The sequence below is a fragment of the Pseudomonas sp. MWU16-30322 genome, assembly GCF_020515535.1.
In the GTDB taxonomy this organism is placed as follows: Bacteria; Pseudomonadota; Gammaproteobacteria; order Pseudomonadales; family Pseudomonadaceae; genus Aquipseudomonas; species Aquipseudomonas fluorescens_H.
The window spans coordinates 61,507-82,380 of record NZ_JAIWYL010000001.1 but is presented as its reverse complement, the minus strand read 5'-3'; the positions used below and the strand labels follow the sequence as shown (position 1 = coordinate 82,380).

Genomic DNA, 20,874 nt, shown 5'->3' with positions numbered 1-20,874 from the left:
CTATTCAGATGACGGTTTTCCGGCCCCGCGACCGAACCGCTGAAACACTTTTCTTTCCAGTTTCGCTGCGCAGTGCCCCAACGCGGCTTTGATTTCCTTCTCGACCATGCGCGTGGAAATGCCGAAGCGCTGCGAGATTTCCAGGTGCGGCGCCTCTTCCAGACGCGCCGCGATGAAGATTCTGCGACGCCGCGCGGGCAGCTCATAGAGGGCGCTGAGCAGCGACTGGATTTCCTTTTGCCCGCCGACCACTCGCGCCGGGTCCAGCGCCTCGTCGCCGATTTGCAGCAGCTCTTCGACTTCCTCACCGGTGAGCAGGCGCGCATCGGCCTGACGGCGGTCGGCGGCGATGTTCAGGGCCATGCGATAGAGGTAGGCGTTGGGCCGCAGCAGGTTCGGCGGCGTTTCCATGCGGTCGACCCGCAGGTAGGTTTCGTGCAGCACGTCGTTGGCCAGATCCTCCGAACCGAGACGCCTGCGCAAGCGCACCCGAAAGTCCTCGTAGGACGTCAGGAACAGCTGGACCATCGAACCTTGTCCGGTGTCTTTCATCCCCCGGAAACTCCTTCCCATTTGGTGCATTCCATGCGTTTCCCTGACGACTCCGGTAACAACAGCAACGTGACCGGCTGACGCAACGCGCTGGGCGTCGGCCGGTCGATCCTGAGATTGCGAAAGCTCTCTACCAGCGCGGTATCGCGCCGTACATCACCGGTGGTGGTGACCAACCGGTTGTGCTGCACCACGCCGTCGCGCCCGACCCAGACCTGTAACACCGCGCGATAACTGCCTGGGCGAGTCAGTGGCGAACGGCACAGGTTGCGCTCGATCGCCGCTTGCACCGCGGTGGCGTAGCTGCGACTCACGGCGGCGCTGGCCGGCGTGGGTTTGTCCAGGGCCGACGGCACGTCCTCGACCTGCGCCACCTGCAAGGTGAACGCATCGTCGCGGGCATAACGCGCCATCAGGCCACTGCCGCCGAGCAAACGGCGCAAGGCGTCGGCAGCGGTGTATTCGCCATCGACCGCCAATGAGCGCCGGCCACGACTCAACTGACTGTCGACCAGCACCGCCACCCCGGTGGCATGGCTGTACTGATCCAGCGCCCGGGCCAGGTCCTGCGCCGGGATGTGCAGCGTCATGCGCAAGTCGGCGGGCGCGGGTTCGGCTGTCGCAGCACTGCTCAACCAGCCAAGCAGCAGCCCCAGACTCACCCGGCGCACGAGAGTCGCTGAACGCTGAAGACCGTCCCTGGAACTGCCTCGCTGCACGGCTGACGTACCCCTGAAAACCGTCATCCTGATGGCTGTTTATGAATCTGGTGTGACGGGCGGTGCAAAAAAACCATCACGGGATTCGCGCAAGGCTTGCACTAGACTGCAATCAGAGAACGGCCGCTTCGGGCCGGCCAGGAGGCTTGCATGAAATCACTGTGGAAATTCGCCCTCGGCGGGCTGCTGCTGAGCGCCTTCGCCAGTGCCCACGCCGAACAGCCGCTGGGCTGTGTGGAGGTGACGGTGGGCGGCTACAAGGCGCCGAATTACGATTGCCTGAGTCAGCAGATGGGCAACAATCCCGAGGGCGCTGCCGCTGCGCAGAAGAATCAGGAAGCAATGAACGTTCCCGTGAACAAACGGCCACCGAATCAGGTTGGCCTCGTAACGCCGGCGGCGACAAGTACGCGGATGGGCAACACCTTCGGGACGTCAGTCAAACCACAGCGCCCACCGAATTAGGGAAACATCAAAGTCAAAAGATCGCAGCCTTCGGCAGCTCCTACATGGGATCGAATGTAGGAGCTGCCGAAGGCTGCGATCTTTTGATCTTCAGTCACTTTGGGGCTGACGAAAGCTCACCGCCCACCAAACTGAAAACCAAACTTTGTGGCGAGGGAGCTTGCTCCCGCTGGGGTGCGCAGCGCCCCCAAATCTGCCGAACCGGTTTTAACTGACAGACCGCATGCAAAGGTTTTGCGACTGCTGCGCAGCCGAGCGGGAGCAAGCTCCCTCGCCACAGGGTTTTGTGCACGTCAGTCGCTTGGGGTTTGGCGAAAGCTAACGGCCAGACGATTCCAGCTGTTGATGGTGGTGACGGCCATGGTCAGATCCACCAGTTCTGCCTCACTGAATTGCGCTTTGGCCAACTGGTAAACCTCGTCCGGCACATGACTTTCCGCCAACAGCGTCACGGCCTCAGCCCAGCCCAGTGCGGCGCGTTCACGGGGATTGAAAAAGCCGCTGTCGCGCCACACCGCGATCGCATACAAACGCCGCTCACTCTCCCCGGCCCGCCGCGCGTCCACCGAATGCATGTCGGTGCAGAACGCGCAGCCGTTGAGCTGCGAGGCGCGGATCCTGATCAGTTGCAACAGCGGCGCTTCGATGCTCAGGTCGCTGGTCAGCGCCTCCATGGCGATCATCGCTTTCATCGCCTTGGGCGATGCGTTGTAGTAGTCCAGACGCGGGGACATGGCAGGTCTCGGGGAAGCGGAATGATGAGTTCACGGTAAGCGCTGATGCGCTGGCGTTACAGCCCCAATTCCACGGAATATCGCTACACCACTGCCGCCCGCCAAACACACAACTCTGTAGGAGTGAGCCTGCTCGCGATAGCGGTCATTCAGTCACCGCCATGTTGGATGTGCCGACCTCATCGCGAGCAGGCTCACTCCTACAAGGGGGGACGGTGACCAATTTCGGGTTTTTGTGCTGCGCAACTACTGCCAATCACGCAACAGCGGTAATCTGGCCGACACCCCAATCGCCCCCCCCGGAGCCGCGTCGGTATGGAACTTCACGTCGTGATCAATGGCCGCAAGGACCTCGCCGGCCAGCTGTACAACCAGCTGCGCGGCGCCATCGAGTCCGGGCGTCTGGCCGCCGGCACGCAGTTGCCGCCCAGTCGTCTGCTGGCCGAGCAACTGGGGATCTCGCGCAAGACCATTTCCGACACCTACGCGCAACTGACTTACGAAAATTTCCTCACCGGGGTGATCGGCAAAGGCACCTACGTCAACGCCCGCCCGGCGCAGATTCAGCGCAAGCAAAGCCACACCGAACTGGCCAGCGCCGAGGTGATCGAGCGCTGGCGCAATCTCCCGGTGTTTTTGCGCCACCCGTCGCTGGAAGGTTCGTTGCGCTATGACTTCATCGGCGGCGCCACCAGCAAGGGCCAGTTCCCGCATGACGACTGGCGCCGCTGCGTGTCGCACGCGATGCGCCAGATGGCCGGGTCCAAGGGCTTCTACAGCGTGCCTGAGGGTCTGCCGGCGCTGCGCAATGCGATTGCCCGGCACATCGCGTTTTCGCGCGGGATCAACTGTCAGGACGAAGACATTGTGGTGTGCAACGGCGCGCAACAGGCGCTGGACCTGATCACCCGCGTGCTGATCAGCCCCGGCAGTCGGGTGGCGATGGAGGACCCGGGGTATCCGCCGGCGCGCCTGCTGTTCGGCACCCACGGCGCCGAAGTGGTCGGAATCCCGGTGGATGCCGAAGGCATTGTGGTCGAACAGATTCCCGAGGGCACGCGGCTGATTTACGTCACCCCGTCGCACCAGTTTCCGCTGGGCATGCCGATGAGCCAGGCGCGCCGCGAGGCCTTGCTGGCCCGGGCGCATGAGCTGGGCGCGATCATCATCGAGGACGACTACGACAGCGAGTTCCGCTACGAAGGGCGGCCGACGGACTCTCTGTTCAGCCTTGATCAGCGCGGCATTGTGGCCTACGTCGGCACCTTCTCCAAGACTCTGCTACCGGAGCTGCGCCTGGGTTACGCGATCCTGCCGCCGGCGATCCTCGAAGCGGTGATCCGCGCCAAACAGCTGACCGACCTGCACGCCTCGACCCTGCCGCAATGGGCGCTGGCCAAGTTCATCGCTGAAGGTTGCCTGCTCAAGCATATTCGCCGCTGCCACGCGATTTACGCCCAGCGCCGCGAGCGGATTCTGGCGCGCATGGCCACGGATCTGGCGCCGTGGCTGGAGGCGATACCGCCCAGTGCCGGGTTCCACATGGCGGTGCTGTGCAAGGTGCCGATCGACCTGCCGCTGGTGATCGAACTGGCGAAAAAAGTCGAGGTCGGGCTGTATTCCATCGACGGATTCCATTACCAGCAACCGGTGAAGAGCGGCCTGTACTTTGGCTTCGGCGCCATTGAAACCCTCGATATCGACACCGCTCTGGATCGCCTGCGCGACATTCTGCAACAAGTGGCGTGAATCATTGGTCTGGGCGATTAACCGCCGATTGGTTATTGGTGATCACGGGGTGCAGGCCTATTCTGCACTGGCGTTATCCCTCAATGAGCAGGATTCGTCCGGCCTGATTCAGGAGTGTGAGCAATGTCCAACGAAGTGATCAACACCGTGCAGGTGCGCGCCGCCACCGGCCGTTCGGAAGAACTTGGCCGGCAGTTGCAGAAGATCGTCGACACCCTGCGCCAGACACCGGGCTGCGATGCCTACATGGTCGACCGCTGCCCCGAGGACAGCCACCGCTGGACCGTGAGTGCGCGCTGGCAGTCGGAAGCGGCGATGCAGGCGCACTTCAGCCGGCCTGAGGCGCAGGGCTTTATCGATCTGATCGATAGCCGTCTGGCCAATAGTGTGGATTTCAATAGCTTCCCAATCGTCTGATCTGCCCCCTTCGCGAGCAAGCCCGCTCCCACATTGGAATGCGATCAACTGTGGGAGCGGGCTTGCTCGCGAAGGCGTATTCCGCCGCACCGCCGCAATGCTGATTGGTCACCCGATCTTCCCGAATATTGGCCGTTTGAATACCCCGCCCCGCAGACTACTGTGATCACCACCCCCTCCTCCCACAGGTGATCCGCCATGAAAGCCCTGCACCTCTTCACCGCCGTTCTCGCCCTGTCCCTGTCTGCCGCTGCGCTGGCCCACGATCCGTCCGAGAAAGTCACGGTGCTGCAAGACCAGATGCTGAAAAACGCCCCCGGCAAGAAAGCCATGATGATCGAAGTCGATTACCAGCCCGGCCAATCGTCCATCGCCCACAAACACGACGGCACCGCCATGGCCTACGTGCTCGAGGGCGAAGTGATTTCCCAGGTCAAGGGCGAACAGGCAATCACCTACAAGAAGGGCCAATTCTGGTATGAACCGGCCGGCTCCGAACATCTGGTGTCGAAAAACGCCAGCCAAACCAAACCGGCGAAGTTGCTGGTGTTCATGGTGTTGGCCCCGGACGAGCAAGTGCTGATCCCCTTGAAAAACTGATGGTTGTTTGCACAGCCATAAATAAAAAGGCGCAAAACATCGTTTCGCGCCTTTTTATTTCCCCAGGCAATTAACCGATTCGACTTAAAGCAAATAAAACTATCGCACGATCATTAGCGGGGAAATTGTCAGGTTATTTACAGCTTGGCGGGTTTAGTCTGAGTTAACTGTCGTGCGCCCATCACAAACAGCCGCGACAACAATGACTTTCGACTGAAGTTGCTTCACGGGAGACTCACCATGAAACTTGCGTTTGCCAGCACCTTGGCGATATCGGTTTTAGCCTTGTCCGCCTGTTCAGTACCCACCGCGCCACAAGCGGTCTCGTCCCTCGATACATTGTTTACCCAACCGGTCGGGCGCAGCAGCGCCGCTCAGGTAAAAAGTGGTCCCGGCGTGTCGTTGGGCGTGGTCTACAGCCCAAGCACCCAGACCAACCGCGAATACCTGCGTAACTACCAGGCCAACGCCGGCACCGGTTTCGGCCAGAGCCTGCTGGTGCAGCCGATCCACGACGCCTACGTCGCCACCTCAAAACCCGACATGGCGGTGGACTGGGTCAAGGCCTCGCTGCAACGGCAGTTCGGCTCGGTGACGGTGTACCCGGACATGCAAAGCCTGCGTGCGGCCAACCCCGATGTGGTGGCGATCGTCGATACCCACAGCCAACTGATCACTTCGCGCAGTTCCGACATCAAAGCCGATGTCAGTGCGGATTTTTATGATGCGAAGTTGAACTACATCGGTACGGCGAAAGGTTCCGAGGCGAAAGAGTTGACGCCGGTATGGGCGGACTTCAAACGTTCGGAAGAGATCGTGGCCGATATCAATCAACAGGAAGATGTACAAGTAAGAGCCTTGCAGAAGTTTGACCAGTCGCTCGGTAATTTATTGACCAGAGCGACAGATAAAGTGTCGATGCTCGATAGTAAACAAGCACATAAGTTGTATTGATAGTCAGGCCCTCATCGCGAGCAGGCTCACTCCTACAGAGGGAAAACGCATTCCAACTGTAGGAGTGAGCCTGCTCGCGATGAGGCCAGAATAAACACCACAAAACCCACAGACATAAAAAAGCCCCGGCATCTCACGACACCGGGGCTTCTTCATTCAGCGTCTACTCAGGCCAGCTCAAGCTCGGCATTCACAGCAGCTGCAGGCACTACCGCTTGCCCACTCAACGCCAGGTCGAGCAGTTCGCGGTTGGCAACGGCGTACATGGCGTAGTCGGTGCCGCTCGCAGCACGGATTTCCACCAGCATGGCGCGCCAGCGCTCGATCATGCCTTCGTGCTGTTCCATCCACAGCGCCAGACGTGCTTCCACGTCCAGCGTGCCGTCGCCCTGTTGCAGGACGGAGATGGTGATCGCACGTTGCTGCCAGTCCACGTCGTCACGGAACGCTTCACGGGCCAGGGCCTGCCAGTTGTTTTCAACCGGCAGCGCGCTGATCTGTTGCAGGTACCAGGTGATGTCCAGCGCACTGCCCACGGCGAAGTAGGCCTTGGCCACTTCGGCAGGGTTCTGCCCGGTCACGTCGGAGGCTTCGATGATCGGCAGCAGGGTGTACAGGTGCGAGGTACCCGCCACCATACGCGCCAGCAACTCCGGCACACCGGCCGCGACGTAAGCCTGATAACGCGCCTGCCAGTTTTCGCGGATTTCGCCGCTCAGCAGTTCGTCGAGCTTCAGACCCAGCTCCTTCAGGTGCGGACCGAAGTGCGCCACATCACGGGCAGCGTTCTGCTCGTTGCGACGGGCACGCAGGAACCAGCGCGTAGCGCGACGGCCCAGACGCATCAGCTCGTCCATCAGCTCCAGTTGCACGTCAGCGCTGACCTGGTAGTCCAGCGCTTCAATCTGACGGAACCAGTGCGGGAGGTGGAAGATGTCACGCACGATCACGTAAGCGCCCGCCACGTTCGCCGGGCTCATGCCGGTCGACTCTTTGAGTCGCTGAACGAAGGTGATGCCCATGTGGTTGACCAGATCGTTGGCAATCTGGGTGCTGACGATCTCGCGCTTCAGACGGTGACGGCGCATGGCTTCGGAGAACTTACTGACCAGGGTCGGCGGGAACGCCGTTTCCATGTCGCGGGTCAGGTAGTCGTCGTCCGGCACCAGCGAGTTCAGCAGCTGTTCCTTGAGGTCGATCTTGCTATACGAGATCAGCACCGACAGCTCGGGACGGGTCAGGCCATGGCCTGCCGCAACGCGCTCGTTGATCTGCTCTTCGGTCGGCAGGAACTCGATGGCACGGTCCAGCTTGCCACGGCCTTCCAGATCGCTCATCAGACGCTTGTACTCGGCAATGCGCTCGTAGGCACGACGCGCCGCCAGGGACAGAGCCTGGGTCTGCTTGTAGTTGTTGCCCAACACCAGACCACCGACTTCGTCGGTCATGCTCGCCAGCAACTGGTTGCGTTGCTTGTCGGTCATGTCGCCGGCCTGAACCACTTCGTTCAGCAGGATCTTGATGTTCACTTCGTGGTCGGAGCAGTCCACGCCACCGGCGTTGTCGATGAAGTCGGTGTTGGAACCGCCGCCATTGAGACCGAATTCCACACGACCCAGTTGGGTCATGCCGAGGTTACCGCCCTCGCCCACGACTTTACAGCGCAGCTCGTTGCCGTTCACGCGCAGCGCATCGTTGGCCTTGTCGCCCACGTCGGCATGGCTTTCGGTGCTGGCCTTGACGTAAGTACCGATACCGCCGTTCCACAGCAGATCCACCGGTGCCTTGAGCAAGGCGTTCAGCAGTTCGGTCGGGGTCAGCTTGTCGGCCTTGATGTCGAAGCGTTCTTTCATCTGCGGCGAGATGGCGATGCTCTTCGCGCTGCGCGAGAAGATACCGCCACCTTCGGACATGATGCTGGTGTCGTAGTCGGTCCAGGCCGAACGCGGCAGGTCGAACATGCGCTGACGCTCGACGAAGCTGGTCGCCGGGTTCGGGTTCGGATCGATGAAGATGTGCATGTGGTTGAACGCGGCCACCAGTTGCAGCTTGTCCGACATCAACAGGCCGTTACCGAACACGTCACCGGCCATGTCACCCACGCCGACCACTGTGATGCTGTCTTCCTGAACATTGATGCCGCGCTCGCGGAAGTGGCGCTGTACGCCGACCCACGCGCCCTTGGCGGTGATGCCCATTTTCTTGTGGTCGTAACCGGCAGAACCACCGGAGGCGAACGCGTCGCCCAGCCAGAAGCCGTAGTCGATGGCGATGCCGTTGGCGATGTCGGAGAAGGTTGCAGTGCCCTTGTCCGCGGCCACAACGAGGTACGGGTCATCGTCGTCATGACGCACGACGTTGGCCGGCGGCACCAGCGCGCCGTCTTTCAGGTTGTCGGTGATGTCCAGCAGACCGGAGATGAAGATGCGGTAGCAGGCGATGCCCTCGGCCGCGATCTCGTCACGGCTGCCGCCCAGTGGCAGACGACGCGGCAGGAAGCCGCCCTTCGCACCCACCGGCACGATGACCGAGTTCTTCACTTGCTGGGCTTTCACCAGGCCGAGGACTTCGGTACGGAAGTCTTCTTCACGGTCGGACCAGCGCAGACCACCACGGGCAACGTTGCCGAAGCGCAGGTGCACGCCTTCGACGCGTGGCGAGTAAACGAAGATTTCGAACTTCGGTACCGGCTTCGGCAGCTCTGGAATCGCGTGCGGGTTGAACTTGAAGCTGAAGTACGACTTGTTCTGGCCGTTGGCATCAGTCTGATAGAAGTTGGTGCGCAGGGTGGCTTTGATCAGGTCCAGGTAGCGACGCAGGATGCGGTCTTCGTTGAGCACCTGAACGTCGTCCAGTGCGGTCAGAATCGCTTGTTCCAGACGCTGTTGCTTGTCTTCCAGATCATCGCTGCCCAGCTTGCGCGCCAGGTAGAAACGGGTCTTGAACAACCGGGTCAGCTCGCGAGCGATGTCGGTGTGGTTGTTCAGGGTACTGGCGATGTAACCCAGGTCGAAGCCCAGACGAATCTGCTTCAGGTAACGGGCGTAGGCACGCAGCAGCGCGACGTCGCGCCATGGCAGACCGGCGGTCAGCACCAGACGGTTGAACGCATCGTTCTCGGCATCGCCACGCACGATGTGGACGAATGCGTCCTGCAGAGTGTCGTTGAGTTGCTGAATATCCAGCTCCAGACCTTCAGCTGCGGTGAACGCGAAGTCGTGGATCCAGAACTCGCGGCCATTGGTGTGGCGCAGACGGTACGGGAACTCGCCGAGCACGCGCAGGCCGAGGTTTTCCAGAATCGGCAATACGTCGGACAGCGCCAGCGGGGTATCGGCGTGGTACAGCTTGCAATGCAGCTCGCGTTGGCCGGACACCTGGCCCAGCGGCTGATAGAAGCTCATCACCAGCGGATTTTTTTCGTTCAGGCTCAGCAGGTGCTGCATGTCGACCACGGCCGAATGCGCCGCGAAACGCTCGCGGTAGCCGGCCGGGAAGCCTTTCGGGAAGTCCGCCAGCACGTTGGTGCCGTGGGCTTCGCCGAAGCTTTCGACGGTCAGTGCGGCGTAGTCGTCCTGCCAGCTGCGGCAGGCCTGTACGACTTCTTTTTCCAGCAGCAGCGGGTCGATGTCGATGCGGTTCTTCGGATCGACACGCAGGATCAGCTGCACGCGAGCCAGCACGGACTCGGAGAAGAAGGTCCAGAACTCGCAGTCGGTGGCCTTCAGGCGCTCCATCAGCACCTGCTGGATCTTCTGGCGCACTTCGGTGGAATAGATGTCGCGCGGTACGTAGGCCAGGCAGTAGCAGAAGCGACCGTACGGGTCTTTGCGCAGGAACACGCGGATCTTGTTGCGTTCCTGGATCTGCACGATCGACATCACGGTGCTGAACAGCTCGTCGACCGGGGTCTGGAACAGGTCATCACGCGGCAGCACTTCGAGTACCTGCGCCAGTTCCTTGCCCAGGTGAGCCTTGGACTGGAAGCCGGAGCGGCGTTCGATTTCTTCGACCTTGCGACGGATGAACGGAATGACCCGCACGCTCTCGCCATACACCGAGGAGGTGTACAGGCCCATGAAGCGGTGTTCCTTGATGACGTTGCCGTCGGCGTCGATTTCACGGATCGACACGTAGTCCGGGTAGGCAGGACGGTGTACGCGGCTCGGGTGCGCAGCCTTGGCGAACGACAGCAGGGTCGGTTCGCGCAGGTAGTTCACCGCGTAGTCTTCGATGTGACGGTCTTCGTCGGTCAGACCGGTGCGCAGCAGTTTGGTGAGGCCGAGGAAGGAATTCTGGTCGTATTCGATATGACCGCCATCGGCCTGATCGACAACGGTGAACTCTTCGTAGCCGAGGAAGGTGAAGTGGTTGCCCACCAGCCATTCCAGGAAGCTCTTGATTTCAGTCTTTTCGTCGGCATCGACGGCGAATGCGCTGTGATCGAGCTTGGTGAGGATCTCCTGCACCTTGGCCTTCATCGGCTCGAAATCAGCGACCGCGACGCGCACTTCACCGAGCACCTGCTCCAGCTCTTTGCTCAGCACAGTGAGTTCGGCCGCGTTGGCGCAGCGGTCGATTTCCAGGTACATCAGCGACTCGTGCAGCACGCCTTCGCCGGTGCTGCCCTTCGGCAGGATTTCCAGCAGCTCGCCCTTGCTGCCACGACGTACGCTGAGCACGGTGGTCTGCAGGGTGTGGATGCTGTAGCCGCGGCGGTTCAGCTCGGTGCGGACCGAGTCGACCAGGAACGGCAGGTCGTGGTGCAGCACCTCAACCGCGGTGTGGGTCGACTGCCAGCCATGACGCTCGTAATCGGGGTTGTAGACGCGCACTTGCGGTTGCGCGTGATCGAAGCGCTCAAGCAGGCGCCACGCAGAAAGAGTACAGCCAGCGAGGTCGGAGAGGCGACGTTGAGTCAGCTCGTCCAGGGAAATGATGCCGAAGAATTGTTCAGCAAACAGCGCCACTTGTGGCAGTGCCTGTTCACTGATGTGCTGCGCCAGTGCCGCTTGCAGTTGGTGCTGGAAGTCGGCTTTGCTGGCTGCGGTGAAGAACGCCATCTGTGGTACTCCGCTTGGGGCTTGTTATTGATGGAAAGCGTCGCTTGCAAAACCCCTTTCGGGGCCTCCGTCGCCCTGTTCCTGATTCTCGGGCAGAGGAAACAGGGTGACAGGTGGGTGAAGCTGGACACGACACTCAGGTCACATTCACCTTCCATTGAATGAGCATCTGCAAAAACGACTGTCAGGGCTGCCGACAATGCCTTTACGGGTGCTCATCCGTTGCGCAGCTTAATGGGTGCGACAATGTGTCTGCTTGCGGTGCTGCGACATATTCGGTCATTGGCACGTAAACAAGGGGTTCGGCACCGATAAACACTAGCATTCATGGCGCAAAACGCCGGCTCGAATGCCCGTATTCACGGTACATCTGTGCCAGAAGTGACCATTGACCTGTGTCGCGTTCACGACACATCCTCTGACACTCTCACATGCAGAAATTCCCGAGGACTGGCAGAATCGCGCCCAATTGCGACCAACACGCCCGCCGAGGCAGGAATTCCCCATGCAAATGACCACCGCCCTATTGATCGTCAACCCGTGCGACGACGAAGAAGACAACATGGCCATGCTCTGCTGCCACAGCGACAAGGGCGACATGTTTCTGATGAGCCGCTACCCGGACGAGGACGAGCTGGAGATCACCCTGGATGGCGAGCCTTCGACGCTGGACGGCGTGAAAGTCACCCTGACCAAGACTCTGCTGAAGATCGAGATCGCGGCGGCGGATGCCGATGCGCTGAATGGCGATGATGTGCTGGAAATCACCTTCAATCCGGACATGGTTGATCTGGCTGAAGTTGAAGAAACCCTGAAGAACATCCTTGATGGGACTGGCACTTTCATTAGCCAGATTTGATGGCGTCTTCAAGGGACTCATCGCGAGCAGGCTCACTCCTACAGTACGGTGTACGACGCCCCTATGTAGGAGTGAGCCTGCTCGCGATAGGGCCGGAACAGTCAACCAATCACTTCCCGGCTACAAAATTCCAACAATTGCCCCAGTCATTTCCCGCACTTTGCGCAAAATGCCGTTAGTCGCCACCCCCCTCGATGGATTAAAGTAACGCCCCCAGCCACGGCGTTATCCGAACGCCTGCGGCCACCCTTTCCAGGAACAGTCACCGATGGAACATCGTGAAGCGCTGCTGGCGCTGCGAACCTTTCTTTCAACGCAGATTCTCGGCCAGGAAAAACTCATCGAGCGTTTGCTCATCGCCCTGCTCGCCGACGGCCACATGCTGGTCGAGGGCGCTCCGGGTCTGGCCAAGACCAAAGCGATCAAAGAACTCGCCGAGGGCATCGAAGCCCAGTTCCATCGCATCCAGTTCACCCCGGACCTGCTGCCGGCCGACATCACCGGCACCGAGATCTATCGCCCGGAAACCGGCAGTTTCGTGTTCCAGCAAGGGCCGATCTTCCACAACCTGGTACTGGCGGACGAAATCAACCGTGCCCCGGCCAAGGTGCAATCGGCGCTGCTCGAAGCAATGGCCGAGCGTCAGGTCAGCGTCGGACGCAGCACGTATGAACTGTCACCGCTGTTTCTGGTGATGGCCACGCAGAACCCGATCGAGCAGGAAGGCACCTACCCGCTGCCCGAAGCGCAGCTCGATCGCTTCCTGATGCACGTGAAAATCGGCTTCCCCGACGCCGCCGTCGAACGCCGCATCCTGCAACAGGCCCGTGGCGAAGCCCTCAATGGCGAAACCAAACCCGAGCGCCGGGTCAGCCAGCAAGCGATCTTCGCCGCGCGCAAGGAAATCCTTGGCCTGTACATGGCCGACGCCGTGGAGGAATACCTGGTGCAACTGGTCATGGCCACGCGCACGCCGGCCAAATTCGACCCGGAAATGGCCGAGTGGATCGCCTATGGCGCCAGCCCGCGCGGCTCGATCGCCCTCGACCGCTGCGCCCGTGCTCACGCGTGGCTGGCCGGTCGCGATTTCGTCAGCCCCGAGGACATTCAGGCCGTGCTGTTCGACGTGTTGCGTCACCGCATCATTCTGTCGTTTGAAGCCGAAGCCGCCGGCATCGATCAGGATCGGGTGGTGCAGCGGATTCTCGACGTCGTAGCCGTCGCTTGACCCCCATGAACGCCCCCCTGCCGTCCGAACCGGGCATCCGCATCAGCCTCACCGACCTGATCGAGATGCGCCACCGTGTGCGCGAAGTGCAGCTGTTTTCCACACCCAGTCAGCGCAGTCCGCTGATCGGTCTGCATCACTCGAAATTCCGTGGCCGTGGCGTCGACTTCGATCAGGTGCGGGTCTATCAGGCCGGCGACGACGTACGCACCATCGACTGGCGCGTGACGGCGCGCACCCAGGAGCCGCACACCAAGCTGTTCCATGAAGAACGCGAGCGCCCGATTTTCATCATGGTCGAGCAAAGCACCCGGCTGTTTTTCGGCTCCGGGCTGATGTTCAAGTCGGTGCTGGCGGCGCAAGTGGCGGCGCTGATCGGCTGGGCGGCCCTCGGCCACAACGACCGGGTTGGCGGACTGGTGTTCGGTGACAACGAGCACTACGAAATCAAACCCCGGCGCAGCAAACAAAGCCTGCTGCAATTGCTCAACCGGCTGGTCAAGGTCAACCAGTCGCTGCATACCGAACGCGAACCGGATCACGATGCCTTTGGCGTGGCCCTGCGCCGCGCGCGCGAGGTGCTGCGCCCGGGCAGCCTGGCCATCGTGATTTGCGATGAGCGCGCATTGTCGGACAGCGCCGAACAACAACTGAGCCTGCTGTCACGGCACTGCGACTTGCTGCTGCTGCCGCTGTCCGATCCGCTGGATCACGCCCTGCCCGCCGCCGGGCTATTACGATTCGCCGAGCGCGGCGCGCAACTGGAACTCGATACGCTGAATTTCGAGCTGCGCCAGACGTATCGCGCCCAGGCCGAAGCACGCATCGCCCGCTGGGAGCTGCTCGCGCAGAAACTGCGGGTATTGCTGATGCCGCTGAGCACGCAAAGCGAGATGGTCGAGCAGATGCGCGAGTTTCTCAATCCGCAGCGTCCGGGGACAGGACGATGAACGGCCTCGAACAACTGCAACCGCTGATTTCCCCGCCACCGATTGCCTTCTGGCCGCCGGCGCCGGGCTGGTGGTTGCTGCTTCTGTTGTTACCGTTGCTCGGCTTCGCCGCGTGGCGCCTGCGCCGGTTCATTCCGATCAAGAAACGCCCGATCGTGCGCGCCGAACAACCGCTCGACCCGGTGCGCATCGCCGCCCTCGCCGAACTGGCGCAGATGCCCAAACCTTACGACGGCGCACCCGCCGGCGCCTGGCTGCAACAACTCAATGGCCTGCTCAAACGCCTGTGCCGCAACCATTACCCCTACAGCCAGAGCCACACGCTCAACGGCCGCAAATGGCTGGCGTTTCTCGACAACCGCTGCCCGGCAGCCGGCCTGACGCGCTGGATGGTACTGGTCGAAGGCGCCTACAAACCCGAGTGCAAACTCGACGACAAAGCCATTGCCGGCCTGACCCAAGCCGTCGACACCTGGATCCGCAAGCATGTTTGAGTTTGCCTGGCCGTGGATTTTCCTGCTGTTGCCGCTGCCGTGGCTGATGCGCCTCGTGCTGCCGGTGGCCGACAGTGGCGAACCCGCCTTAAAAGTGAGTTTCCTCAGCGACCTGGAAGGCCTCGCCCGTCGGCGTGCCCGAGCCAATCTGCCGGCGTGGCGCCAGCAAGCACCGTTCCTGCTGCTGTGGCTGTTGCTGCTGGCTGCCGCCGCGCGCCCGCAGTGGCTGGGCGAACCGCTGCCGATAGCCGCCAGCGGGCGTGATCTGCTGGTGGCGGTGGATGTGTCCGGCTCGATGGATTTCCCCGATATGCAGTGGCAGGACGAAGATGTCAGCCGCTTGACGCTGGTCCAGCATCTGCTCGGCGACTTTCTTGAAAGCCGCGACGGTGACCGTGTCGGTCTGATCCTGTTTGGCAGTCAGGCGTACCTGCAAGCGCCGCTGACCTTCGACCGCCACACCGTGCGCGTCTGGCTCGATGAAGCGCGCATCGGCATCGCCGGCAAAAACACCGCCATCGGCGACGCTATCGGTCTGGCGCTGAAACGCCTGCGCATGCGTCCGGCACAGAGCCGAGTGTTGATCCTGGTGACCGACGGCGCCAACAACGGCGGCGAAATCGATCCTCTGACCGCGGCAAAACTGGCTGCCAGCGAAGGCGTAAAAATCTACCCGATCGGCATCGGTGCCGACCCTGAAGCCAGCGGCAGCACCGGCCTGCTTGGGGTCAATCCGAGCCTGGATCTCGATGAGCCGGCGCTCAAAGCCATCGCCCAAGCCACCGGCGGTCAGTATTTTCGTGCCCGCGATGGTAAAGAGCTGCAAGCGATCAAGAACACCCTCGACCAGCTCGAACCGGTCACTCAGCAACCGACCCAGGCGCGCCCCGCACAAGCCTTGTATCAGTGGCCGCTGGCGTTGGCCTTGCTGTTCAGTCTGCTGCTGGTCGCCCGTGAGTTGTGGCCGGACAACCCGTTGCAACGCCTGTTCACCAAGGAGCTGTATCTGCAAAGTCCGCTGCCTGACTGGCGCGAACGCCTCAAGCGTTTGCGTCTGCGGAGGCGCCGATGATCGCGCTCTGGCCGCACTGGTTCCGCCCCTGGTGGCTGCTACTCCTGCCGCTGCTGGGCTGGTTGCTCTGGCAACTCTGGCACCGACAGAAACGCGCCGGGCGCTGGCAGATGATTCTGCCGCCGGCGTTCCACTCGACGCTGCTCAGTGGCGGTAACGGTCGCGACAGTAAGCTGCCGTGGGTCGCCCTTGGCGTGGCGTGGCTGCTGACCATTGTCGCCCTGCTCGGACCGAGCTGGGAGCGGGTCGAACAAACTAGTCAGAAGCCTGCCGACCCGCTGGTCGTCGTGCTGGAACTGACCCCGGAAATGCTCGCCACCGACTCACCGCCGACTCGAATGGAACAGGCCCGGCGCAAACTGTTCGACCTGTTGCAGGCACGCAGCGATGCGCAGACCGCGATCGTCGTCTACGCCGGCAGTGCGCACACGCTGGTGCCGCTGTCGGATGACCTGGCGACCAGTCGCAATCTGCTCGACGCCCTCAAGCCGTCGTTGATGCCGGAAAGCGGCAACCGCGCTGACCTCGGGGTCATCAAGGCGCTGACATTGCTCAAGCAAGGCGCCCTCGGTCAGGGGCGGATTCTGCTGATCGGCTCGTCGCTGAGTGAAGAAGAACGCCAAGGCATCCGCCGCGCCCTCGGCAAACAATCGGCGCAACTGCTGATGCTCGGCATCGGCACCGCTGAAGGCGCACCGATTGCTCAGGAGGACGGTAGTTTCCTCAAGGATGAACAAGGCGCGATCCGCGTGCCGCAACTCGACAGCCCGAGCCTCGGCGCGTTCCTCGCCAGCATCGGCGGCGACTACCACAGTGCGCGGCTGGACGAGAGCGATTTGCGCGCCCTCGGCCTGCTCGATGGCCCGCGCAGTCTGCGCAACGATGGCCAGACCGTGCGCCTCGACACTTGGGCCGATCAGGGTTACTGGCTGTTGTTGCCACTGTTGCTGCTGGCCGCTTGCGCCGGACGCCGTGGCTGGTTGTTCTGTCTGCCATTGCTGTTTTGTCTGCCCCAGCCGAGCTACGCTTTCGACTTCGAAGACCTGTGGCTGCGCCCTGACCAACAGGGCCTGCACCTGCTCAAGCAGAAGCGCCCGGCCGAAGCCGCCGAGCACTTCGAAGATCACCAGTGGCAAGGGCTGGCGTTGTACGAAGCCGGCGATTACAGTGGCGCCGCTCAGCGTTTCGCCGAAGGCAGCGATGCCCGCGCCCACTACAATCGTGGCAACGCCCTGGCGAAAAGTGGCGAGTTGGAAGCGGCCATCGATGCCTACGAACAAGCGTTGGAACTGCAACCGGACTTGCGTCCGGCGCTGACCAACAAGGCTCTGGTGGAAAACCTGCTCAAGCAGAAGAACACCCCGCCGCCGGCCGAGCCGCAGCCGCAGCCGCAAACGGCCCAGCCGAACGTACCCGGCGATGAACCACCGCCAGCGACCGCGCCGCCACCGGCGGTCAACAGTGACACCCCGAGCGAGGCCCAGCCCGGCGAGTCGGCCAACGAACCGCCGCCGACCACACCACCGCAACCGGGACCCAACGAAGTGCCGGGCAACCTGCCGGATGAATCACCGAATACTGCGCCGATCCTGCAACCCGGCGAGGACACCCTCGAAGGCGAACAGCGTCAGGCACTGGAACAATGGCTGGGCAAGATTCCGGACAACCCGGGGGAATTGCTGCGACGCAAATTCTGGTACGAACAGCAACAACATCAGGATCAGGGAAAAACTCGATGACCCGCTTCACCGCTCTCTTGCTGCCCCTGCTGATCTGCATGGCCACCGCCCAGGCGGCCGAGCTGACGGCCAGCGTGGATCGCAGTCGCCTGAACACCGGCGAGACGGTCGAACTCACTCTCGAAACCAACGATGTCACGCAGTTCGGCAAGCCCGACCTGACGCCGCTGGAACCGTTGTTCGAGGTGCGCGGCACGCGCCAGGTCAACCAGTTGAACACCCTCAATGGCGACAATCGTGCGACCACGCGCTGGATCATCACCCTGCTGCCGAAAGAGAACGGCAGCGTGACCATTCCGCCGCTGCAACTGGGTGATGTGCAGAGCCAGCCGATCACCGTGCAAGTGGTCGAGAGCGATACCCGCGAAGAGAAAAACAATCCGGATCCGGTGTTTATCGAGGCCAGCCTCGACCAGTCCAGCGTGTATGTGCAGGCGCAGGCGATCCTGACCCTGCGCATCTATCATTCGGTGTCGCTGTACGACGACAGCAGCCTGGCCCCGTTGCAGATCGCCGATGCGCGCATCGAGCAGTTGGGCGACACGCGCACCTACGAGAAAGACATCAACGGCGTGCGTCATGGCGTGATCGAGATGCGCTACGCGATCTATCCGCAGCACAGCGGTTTGCTGACCATCGCCCCGCAGACGTTCAGTGCCACGCTGGTCGATACCCAGCCCGCCCAGGACGCGACCGCACAAGGCCCGAAACCGGGCAAGCTGCTGCGCGTCAGTTCCTCGGAGATTCCGCTGACGGTCAAACCGAAACCGCTGACTTACCCGGCCGACGCACCCTGGCTGCCCGCCCGCAGCCTGAGTCTGAGCGAAAGCTGGAATCCGGAGCCGGATCACACTCAGGTCGGCGACTCCCTGACCCGCAGCCTGACCCTGAAAGCCGAAGGCCTGGCCAGTTCGCAACTGCCGGCCCTGCCCGCCACCGACGCCAACGGCCTGCGCCGTTACCCGGATCAACCGGTGCTGAGCAACCAGAGCGGCGAGCGCGGCCTGATCGGCAGCCGTGAAGAACGCGAAGCGCTGGTGCCGAGCCGCAGCGGTGCGATCGAGTTGCCGAGCGTCGACGTGATCTGGTGGAACACCTTCGAAGATCATCTGGAACACACCAGCCTGCCGGCGCGCACCCTGCAAGTGGCGAACAACCCGAGCCTGCAGGTCGACACCCCGGCCGGCAATCTGCAACCGAGCGTCGTCGATAACGATGTGCTGTGGTGGTGGAAACTCAGCACCCTGATCCTCGCCTGCACCACCCTCCTCGGCTTCGGCCTGTGGTGGCGCGCGCGCTGGCAACCGGCGGTGCACCGCGCCGCACAAACCGGCCCAAGCCCGCGCACACTGCTGGACGACATCAAGCGTGCGAGCCAGGCCAACGATCCGCAAGCGACGCGTCAGGCACTCGATGCATGGGCGCGGCAGCAACCGGAAACCCTTGCCGATATGGCGGCGCGGTTTGTGCCGTTGTCGGATGCGCTGGATGGGCTGAATGGTGCGCTGTACAGCGAGACGGGGCAGCATTGGCAAGGCGAAGATCTGTGGCGGGCAATCCGCACCATTCCGGCGGCGGAGCGGGTGCAGGATCCGGTGGGTGACAGTGGGTTGCCACCGCTTTATCCGAAGTAAAAAGCAAAAGATCGCATCCTGCGGCAGCTCCTACAGAGTGGGCATTTATTCCCTGTAGGAGCTGCCGCAGGCTGCGATCTTTTGATGTTGAATGGTCGATTCAATCGACCTTCAAACGATATTTGACTTGACCACTTAAAGTAGAAAAAACTTCCGCACAGTTTCCATATCTGACTGGATAATTTTCAACTCCTCGTCATCGACATCTGCCTCGATCAGGCTCTCAACGCTGCATTTGCTGTAGGTCTGCGCCAAAATCCCCAACATATCACTCGTGTATGGATCTTCTTTTGACAGCTGCATGCCGCGGCGAAGTCCTTCCATGTAAATGGCGGTTTGAAGAATCGCATTCGGACCGGGCGCATCTTTGCGCATCAAGAGTTCCAGATCATCCTGAGCATAGGCAAAAGCTTGCTCCGGACGAAAACCAAGTTCATCCATCGCATGAAAATATAGCCCTTTAACCATTCCTCTGGCCTGATTGAACAAGCTTTCAACCCGCATCTCCATTCTCCAGCAGTTTCAAACCGCATCGGTATGAAGCGGAAATGATTTCAAGTTACGACCACCGGAGGTGATCAGCAAATCAAAGGAAAGTCAGCGGCCGGCAATACCGCCCGCTGCACCCTGGATGCCTGGAATACGCATCACCGTCTAATAGTTGAATTTTGTTTTGACCTGTTCGCCTTCGCGATAAGACAGGACAAAGGACTTCCATGGCTCACCGCGAGCAACCGCATGCTCGTGTAGCTTTTCTACAAGCACATAGATTTTCCAGTGATTGAAATCAGTTTCAGCGTCCCAAATTTCTGAGCCATTTTTTTCCACAGCGAGGTCGGTCTCCATATAGTTCCCCCCCCACTCAATGCTGTATCGAAAGGACTCATAACCGTGAACAATTCCGGTCTCGACCAGTTCAAAAATTGATTTAACGAGTTCGAAGTCCTCTGTAATCACTCTATTACCTCCGGAATTTGATGAGGTTCATTTTTAAAAGCCACGGCTTTGTGTTTACCGTCAATGTAAAACGGGGACAGACTACGTTTTCGCAGTGCTTTCTAAAAGTGGTTTGTCCCCATTTGCCCCTGACAACGCGCTGACCTTTTACTCCTCGAGCCGAAATTACTGAAACTCATACTCTTTCAGCAATAACCTCTAACTCTTCCCACATTCCGGCAAGGCCAATACTATTCATGTAAGTAGCGAAATCCAAAAAAGGCGCAACCCCAATTTCTTCGATCTTGAACCACGTTGCATCACACTCCGGACAAGTAAAAATAAAAGCTTCGGTTGCTTTGATTTTCGCCTTAACAATATAGTCCTGCTGACACCTTAGGCAAAGCATATAAACCTCTTTATGGAACTGGTTCGTCAAAAATAAATCTGTCACCTTACCATCGTGATGCAAAGGGCGAGATTTTCCCTACGTATTCAACCTATGCCCGCGGCGTGGACATGCTGGTCGATGCAGACAACTACTTCAACCTCATACCCAAGGGCAGGAATGAGGATGAGATCATGGATGGGGGCGCATCATGATCGGTATGAAAATGAAAAAGCCTCGAGTTGCTGCCATAAGTGAAATGGCGTCAACTCTGGAAACGGACGACCAGTGCCGCCGGTTTTTCAGATAGCAAGATAACTT

19 protein-coding genes and 1 pseudogene are annotated in these 20,874 nt (G+C 60.8%); 13 read left to right on the top strand and 7 right to left on the bottom strand.

The window, feature by feature from the left end; translation table 11 throughout:
• On the bottom strand, window positions 1–552 hold the full coding sequence (locus LCH64_RS00410) for an RNA polymerase sigma factor (RefSeq protein WP_003225656.1): 552 nt from the start codon (window positions 550–552) through the stop codon (window positions 1–3).
• Window positions 549–1,214: a secretin and TonB N-terminal domain-containing protein gene (locus tag LCH64_RS00405; protein WP_226499142.1), complete on the bottom strand. Its 666-nt coding sequence runs from the start codon at window positions 1,212–1,214 to the stop codon at window positions 549–551. Before LCH64_RS00405 ends, LCH64_RS00410 begins: the two co-directional genes overlap by 4 nt.
• Window positions 1,215–1,421: 207 nt before the next feature.
• Here LCH64_RS00405 and LCH64_RS00400 point away from each other — a divergent pair, with 207 nt between their 5' ends.
• Entirely contained in the window at window positions 1,422–1,736 is a 315-nt protein-coding gene (locus LCH64_RS00400) for a hypothetical protein (protein ID WP_226499141.1), read from the top strand.
• Window positions 1,737–2,029: 293 nt separating this feature from the next.
• On the opposite strand, the gene LCH64_RS00395 is transcribed toward LCH64_RS00400, so the two are convergent.
• Window positions 2,030–2,470 (bottom strand): carboxymuconolactone decarboxylase family protein, encoded by a 441-nt coding sequence (locus tag LCH64_RS00395; RefSeq protein ID WP_226499140.1) that lies wholly within the window; start codon window positions 2,468–2,470, stop codon window positions 2,030–2,032.
• Between the two features lie 315 nt (window positions 2,471–2,785).
• Here LCH64_RS00395 and LCH64_RS00390 point away from each other — a divergent pair, with 315 nt between their 5' ends.
• From LCH64_RS00390 to LCH64_RS00375, 4 genes are all read left to right on the top strand, one after another.
• Window positions 2,786–4,219 (top strand): PLP-dependent aminotransferase family protein, encoded by a 1,434-nt coding sequence (locus LCH64_RS00390; protein ID WP_003225666.1) that lies wholly within the window; start codon window positions 2,786–2,788, stop codon window positions 4,217–4,219.
• Between the two features lie 123 nt (window positions 4,220–4,342).
• Window positions 4,343–4,636, top strand: coding sequence for a putative quinol monooxygenase (locus LCH64_RS00385; RefSeq protein WP_226499139.1), 294 nt, complete (start codon window positions 4,343–4,345; stop codon window positions 4,634–4,636).
• A gap of 198 nt (window positions 4,637–4,834) precedes the next feature.
• Window positions 4,835–5,236 carry a cupin domain-containing protein gene (locus LCH64_RS00380; protein ID WP_103520890.1) on the top strand — a complete coding sequence of 134 codons (402 nt, stop codon included), beginning with the start codon at window positions 4,835–4,837 and terminating at the stop codon, window positions 5,234–5,236.
• A 240-nt stretch (window positions 5,237–5,476) separates the two neighbouring features.
• Window positions 5,477–6,190 (top strand): ATPase, encoded by a 714-nt coding sequence (locus tag LCH64_RS00375; RefSeq protein ID WP_226499138.1) that lies wholly within the window; start codon window positions 5,477–5,479, stop codon window positions 6,188–6,190.
• A 167-nt stretch (window positions 6,191–6,357) separates the two neighbouring features.
• On the opposite strand, the gene LCH64_RS00370 is transcribed toward LCH64_RS00375, so the two are convergent.
• Complete coding sequence (locus tag LCH64_RS00370; protein WP_226499137.1) at window positions 6,358–11,253, bottom strand: NAD-glutamate dehydrogenase; 4,896 nt, start codon at window positions 11,251–11,253, stop codon at window positions 6,358–6,360.
• Window positions 11,254–11,758: 505 nt separating this feature from the next.
• Between LCH64_RS00370 and LCH64_RS00365 the strand changes: the two genes are divergently transcribed.
• From LCH64_RS00365 to LCH64_RS00335, 7 genes are all read left to right on the top strand, one after another.
• The gene (locus LCH64_RS00365; RefSeq protein ID WP_007959333.1) at window positions 11,759–12,112 is read left to right on the top strand and encodes a hypothetical protein; all 354 of its coding nucleotides are present in this window, start codon (window positions 11,759–11,761) and stop codon (window positions 12,110–12,112) included.
• A gap of 268 nt (window positions 12,113–12,380) precedes the next feature.
• Window positions 12,381–13,340: a MoxR family ATPase gene (locus LCH64_RS00360; RefSeq protein ID WP_003218556.1), complete on the top strand. Its 960-nt coding sequence runs from the start codon at window positions 12,381–12,383 to the stop codon at window positions 13,338–13,340.
• A gap of 5 nt (window positions 13,341–13,345) precedes the next feature.
• Window positions 13,346–14,290 (top strand): DUF58 domain-containing protein, encoded by a 945-nt coding sequence (locus LCH64_RS00355; protein WP_103520886.1) that lies wholly within the window; start codon window positions 13,346–13,348, stop codon window positions 14,288–14,290.
• On the top strand, window positions 14,287–14,784 hold the full coding sequence (locus LCH64_RS00350; protein ID WP_003225681.1) for a DUF4381 domain-containing protein: 498 nt from the start codon (window positions 14,287–14,289) through the stop codon (window positions 14,782–14,784). The genes LCH64_RS00355 and LCH64_RS00350 overlap by 4 nt, the downstream gene beginning before the upstream one ends.
• On the top strand, window positions 14,777–15,856 hold the full coding sequence (locus LCH64_RS00345; protein WP_201137400.1) for a VWA domain-containing protein: 1,080 nt from the start codon (window positions 14,777–14,779) through the stop codon (window positions 15,854–15,856). The genes LCH64_RS00350 and LCH64_RS00345 overlap by 8 nt, the downstream gene beginning before the upstream one ends.
• Entirely contained in the window at window positions 15,853–17,595 is a 1,743-nt protein-coding gene (locus tag LCH64_RS00340) for a tetratricopeptide repeat protein (RefSeq protein WP_226499136.1), read from the top strand. Before LCH64_RS00345 ends, LCH64_RS00340 begins: the two co-directional genes overlap by 4 nt.
• Window positions 17,592–19,229 carry a BatD family protein gene (locus tag LCH64_RS00335; protein ID WP_226499135.1) on the top strand — a complete coding sequence of 546 codons (1,638 nt, stop codon included), beginning with the start codon at window positions 17,592–17,594 and terminating at the stop codon, window positions 19,227–19,229. The genes LCH64_RS00340 and LCH64_RS00335 overlap by 4 nt, the downstream gene beginning before the upstream one ends.
• Window positions 19,230–19,364: 135 nt before the next feature.
• Here LCH64_RS00335 and LCH64_RS00330 read toward each other — a convergent pair whose 3' ends face one another.
• From LCH64_RS00330 to LCH64_RS00320, 3 genes are all read right to left on the bottom strand, one after another.
• Window positions 19,365–19,733, bottom strand: coding sequence for a hypothetical protein (locus LCH64_RS00330; RefSeq protein WP_226499134.1), 369 nt, complete (start codon window positions 19,731–19,733; stop codon window positions 19,365–19,367).
• Window positions 19,734–19,883: 150 nt separating this feature from the next.
• The gene (locus LCH64_RS00325; RefSeq protein WP_112997813.1) at window positions 19,884–20,186 is read right to left on the bottom strand and encodes a hypothetical protein; all 303 of its coding nucleotides are present in this window, start codon (window positions 20,184–20,186) and stop codon (window positions 19,884–19,886) included.
• 175 nt (window positions 20,187–20,361) lie between these two features.
• A complete protein-coding gene (locus LCH64_RS00320) occupies window positions 20,362–20,619 on the bottom strand; it encodes a hypothetical protein (RefSeq protein WP_226499133.1) in 258 nt (85 codons plus the stop codon).
• On the opposite strand from LCH64_RS00320, the pseudogene LCH64_RS00315 reads away from it, so the two are divergent.
• Window positions 20,613–20,811: pseudogene (locus tag LCH64_RS00315) on the top strand (DUF899 family protein); the annotation flags it as partial. The gene LCH64_RS00320 and the pseudogene LCH64_RS00315 sit on opposite strands and share 7 nt — an antisense overlap.
• Between the last annotated feature and the right edge of the window lie 63 nt (window positions 20,812–20,874).

Excerpts from the sequence above, each read along its gene's own strand:
- LCH64_RS00385 (WP_226499139.1), top strand. The coding sequence starts at position 4,343 with ATGTCCAACGAAGTGATCAACACCGTGCAGGTGCGCGCCGCCACCGGC.
- LCH64_RS00355 (WP_103520886.1), top strand. The coding sequence starts at position 13,346 with ATGAACGCCCCCCTGCCGTCCGAACCGGGCATCCGCATCAGCCTCACC.
- LCH64_RS00340 (WP_226499136.1), top strand. The coding sequence starts at position 15,853 with ATGATCGCGCTCTGGCCGCACTGGTTCCGCCCCTGGTGGCTGCTACTC.
- LCH64_RS00380 (WP_103520890.1), top strand. The coding sequence starts at position 4,835 with ATGAAAGCCCTGCACCTCTTCACCGCCGTTCTCGCCCTGTCCCTGTCT.
- LCH64_RS00400 (WP_226499141.1), top strand. The coding sequence starts at position 1,422 with ATGAAATCACTGTGGAAATTCGCCCTCGGCGGGCTGCTGCTGAGCGCC.
- LCH64_RS00350 (WP_003225681.1), top strand. The coding sequence starts at position 14,287 with ATGAACGGCCTCGAACAACTGCAACCGCTGATTTCCCCGCCACCGATT.
- LCH64_RS00390 (WP_003225666.1), top strand. The coding sequence starts at position 2,786 with ATGGAACTTCACGTCGTGATCAATGGCCGCAAGGACCTCGCCGGCCAG.
- LCH64_RS00395 (WP_226499140.1), bottom strand. The coding sequence starts at position 2,470 with ATGTCCCCGCGTCTGGACTACTACAACGCATCGCCCAAGGCGATGAAA.
- LCH64_RS00330 (WP_226499134.1), bottom strand. The coding sequence starts at position 19,733 with ATGCGGGTTGAAAGCTTGTTCAATCAGGCCAGAGGAATGGTTAAAGGG.
- LCH64_RS00360 (WP_003218556.1), top strand. The coding sequence starts at position 12,381 with ATGGAACATCGTGAAGCGCTGCTGGCGCTGCGAACCTTTCTTTCAACG.
- LCH64_RS00375 (WP_226499138.1), top strand. The coding sequence starts at position 5,477 with ATGAAACTTGCGTTTGCCAGCACCTTGGCGATATCGGTTTTAGCCTTG.
- LCH64_RS00345 (WP_201137400.1), top strand. The coding sequence starts at position 14,777 with ATGTTTGAGTTTGCCTGGCCGTGGATTTTCCTGCTGTTGCCGCTGCCG.
- LCH64_RS00370 (WP_226499137.1), bottom strand. The coding sequence starts at position 11,253 with ATGGCGTTCTTCACCGCAGCCAGCAAAGCCGACTTCCAGCACCAACTG.
- LCH64_RS00410 (WP_003225656.1), bottom strand. The coding sequence starts at position 552 with ATGAAAGACACCGGACAAGGTTCGATGGTCCAGCTGTTCCTGACGTCC.
- LCH64_RS00365 (WP_007959333.1), top strand. The coding sequence starts at position 11,759 with ATGCAAATGACCACCGCCCTATTGATCGTCAACCCGTGCGACGACGAA.
- LCH64_RS00335 (WP_226499135.1), top strand. The coding sequence starts at position 17,592 with ATGACCCGCTTCACCGCTCTCTTGCTGCCCCTGCTGATCTGCATGGCC.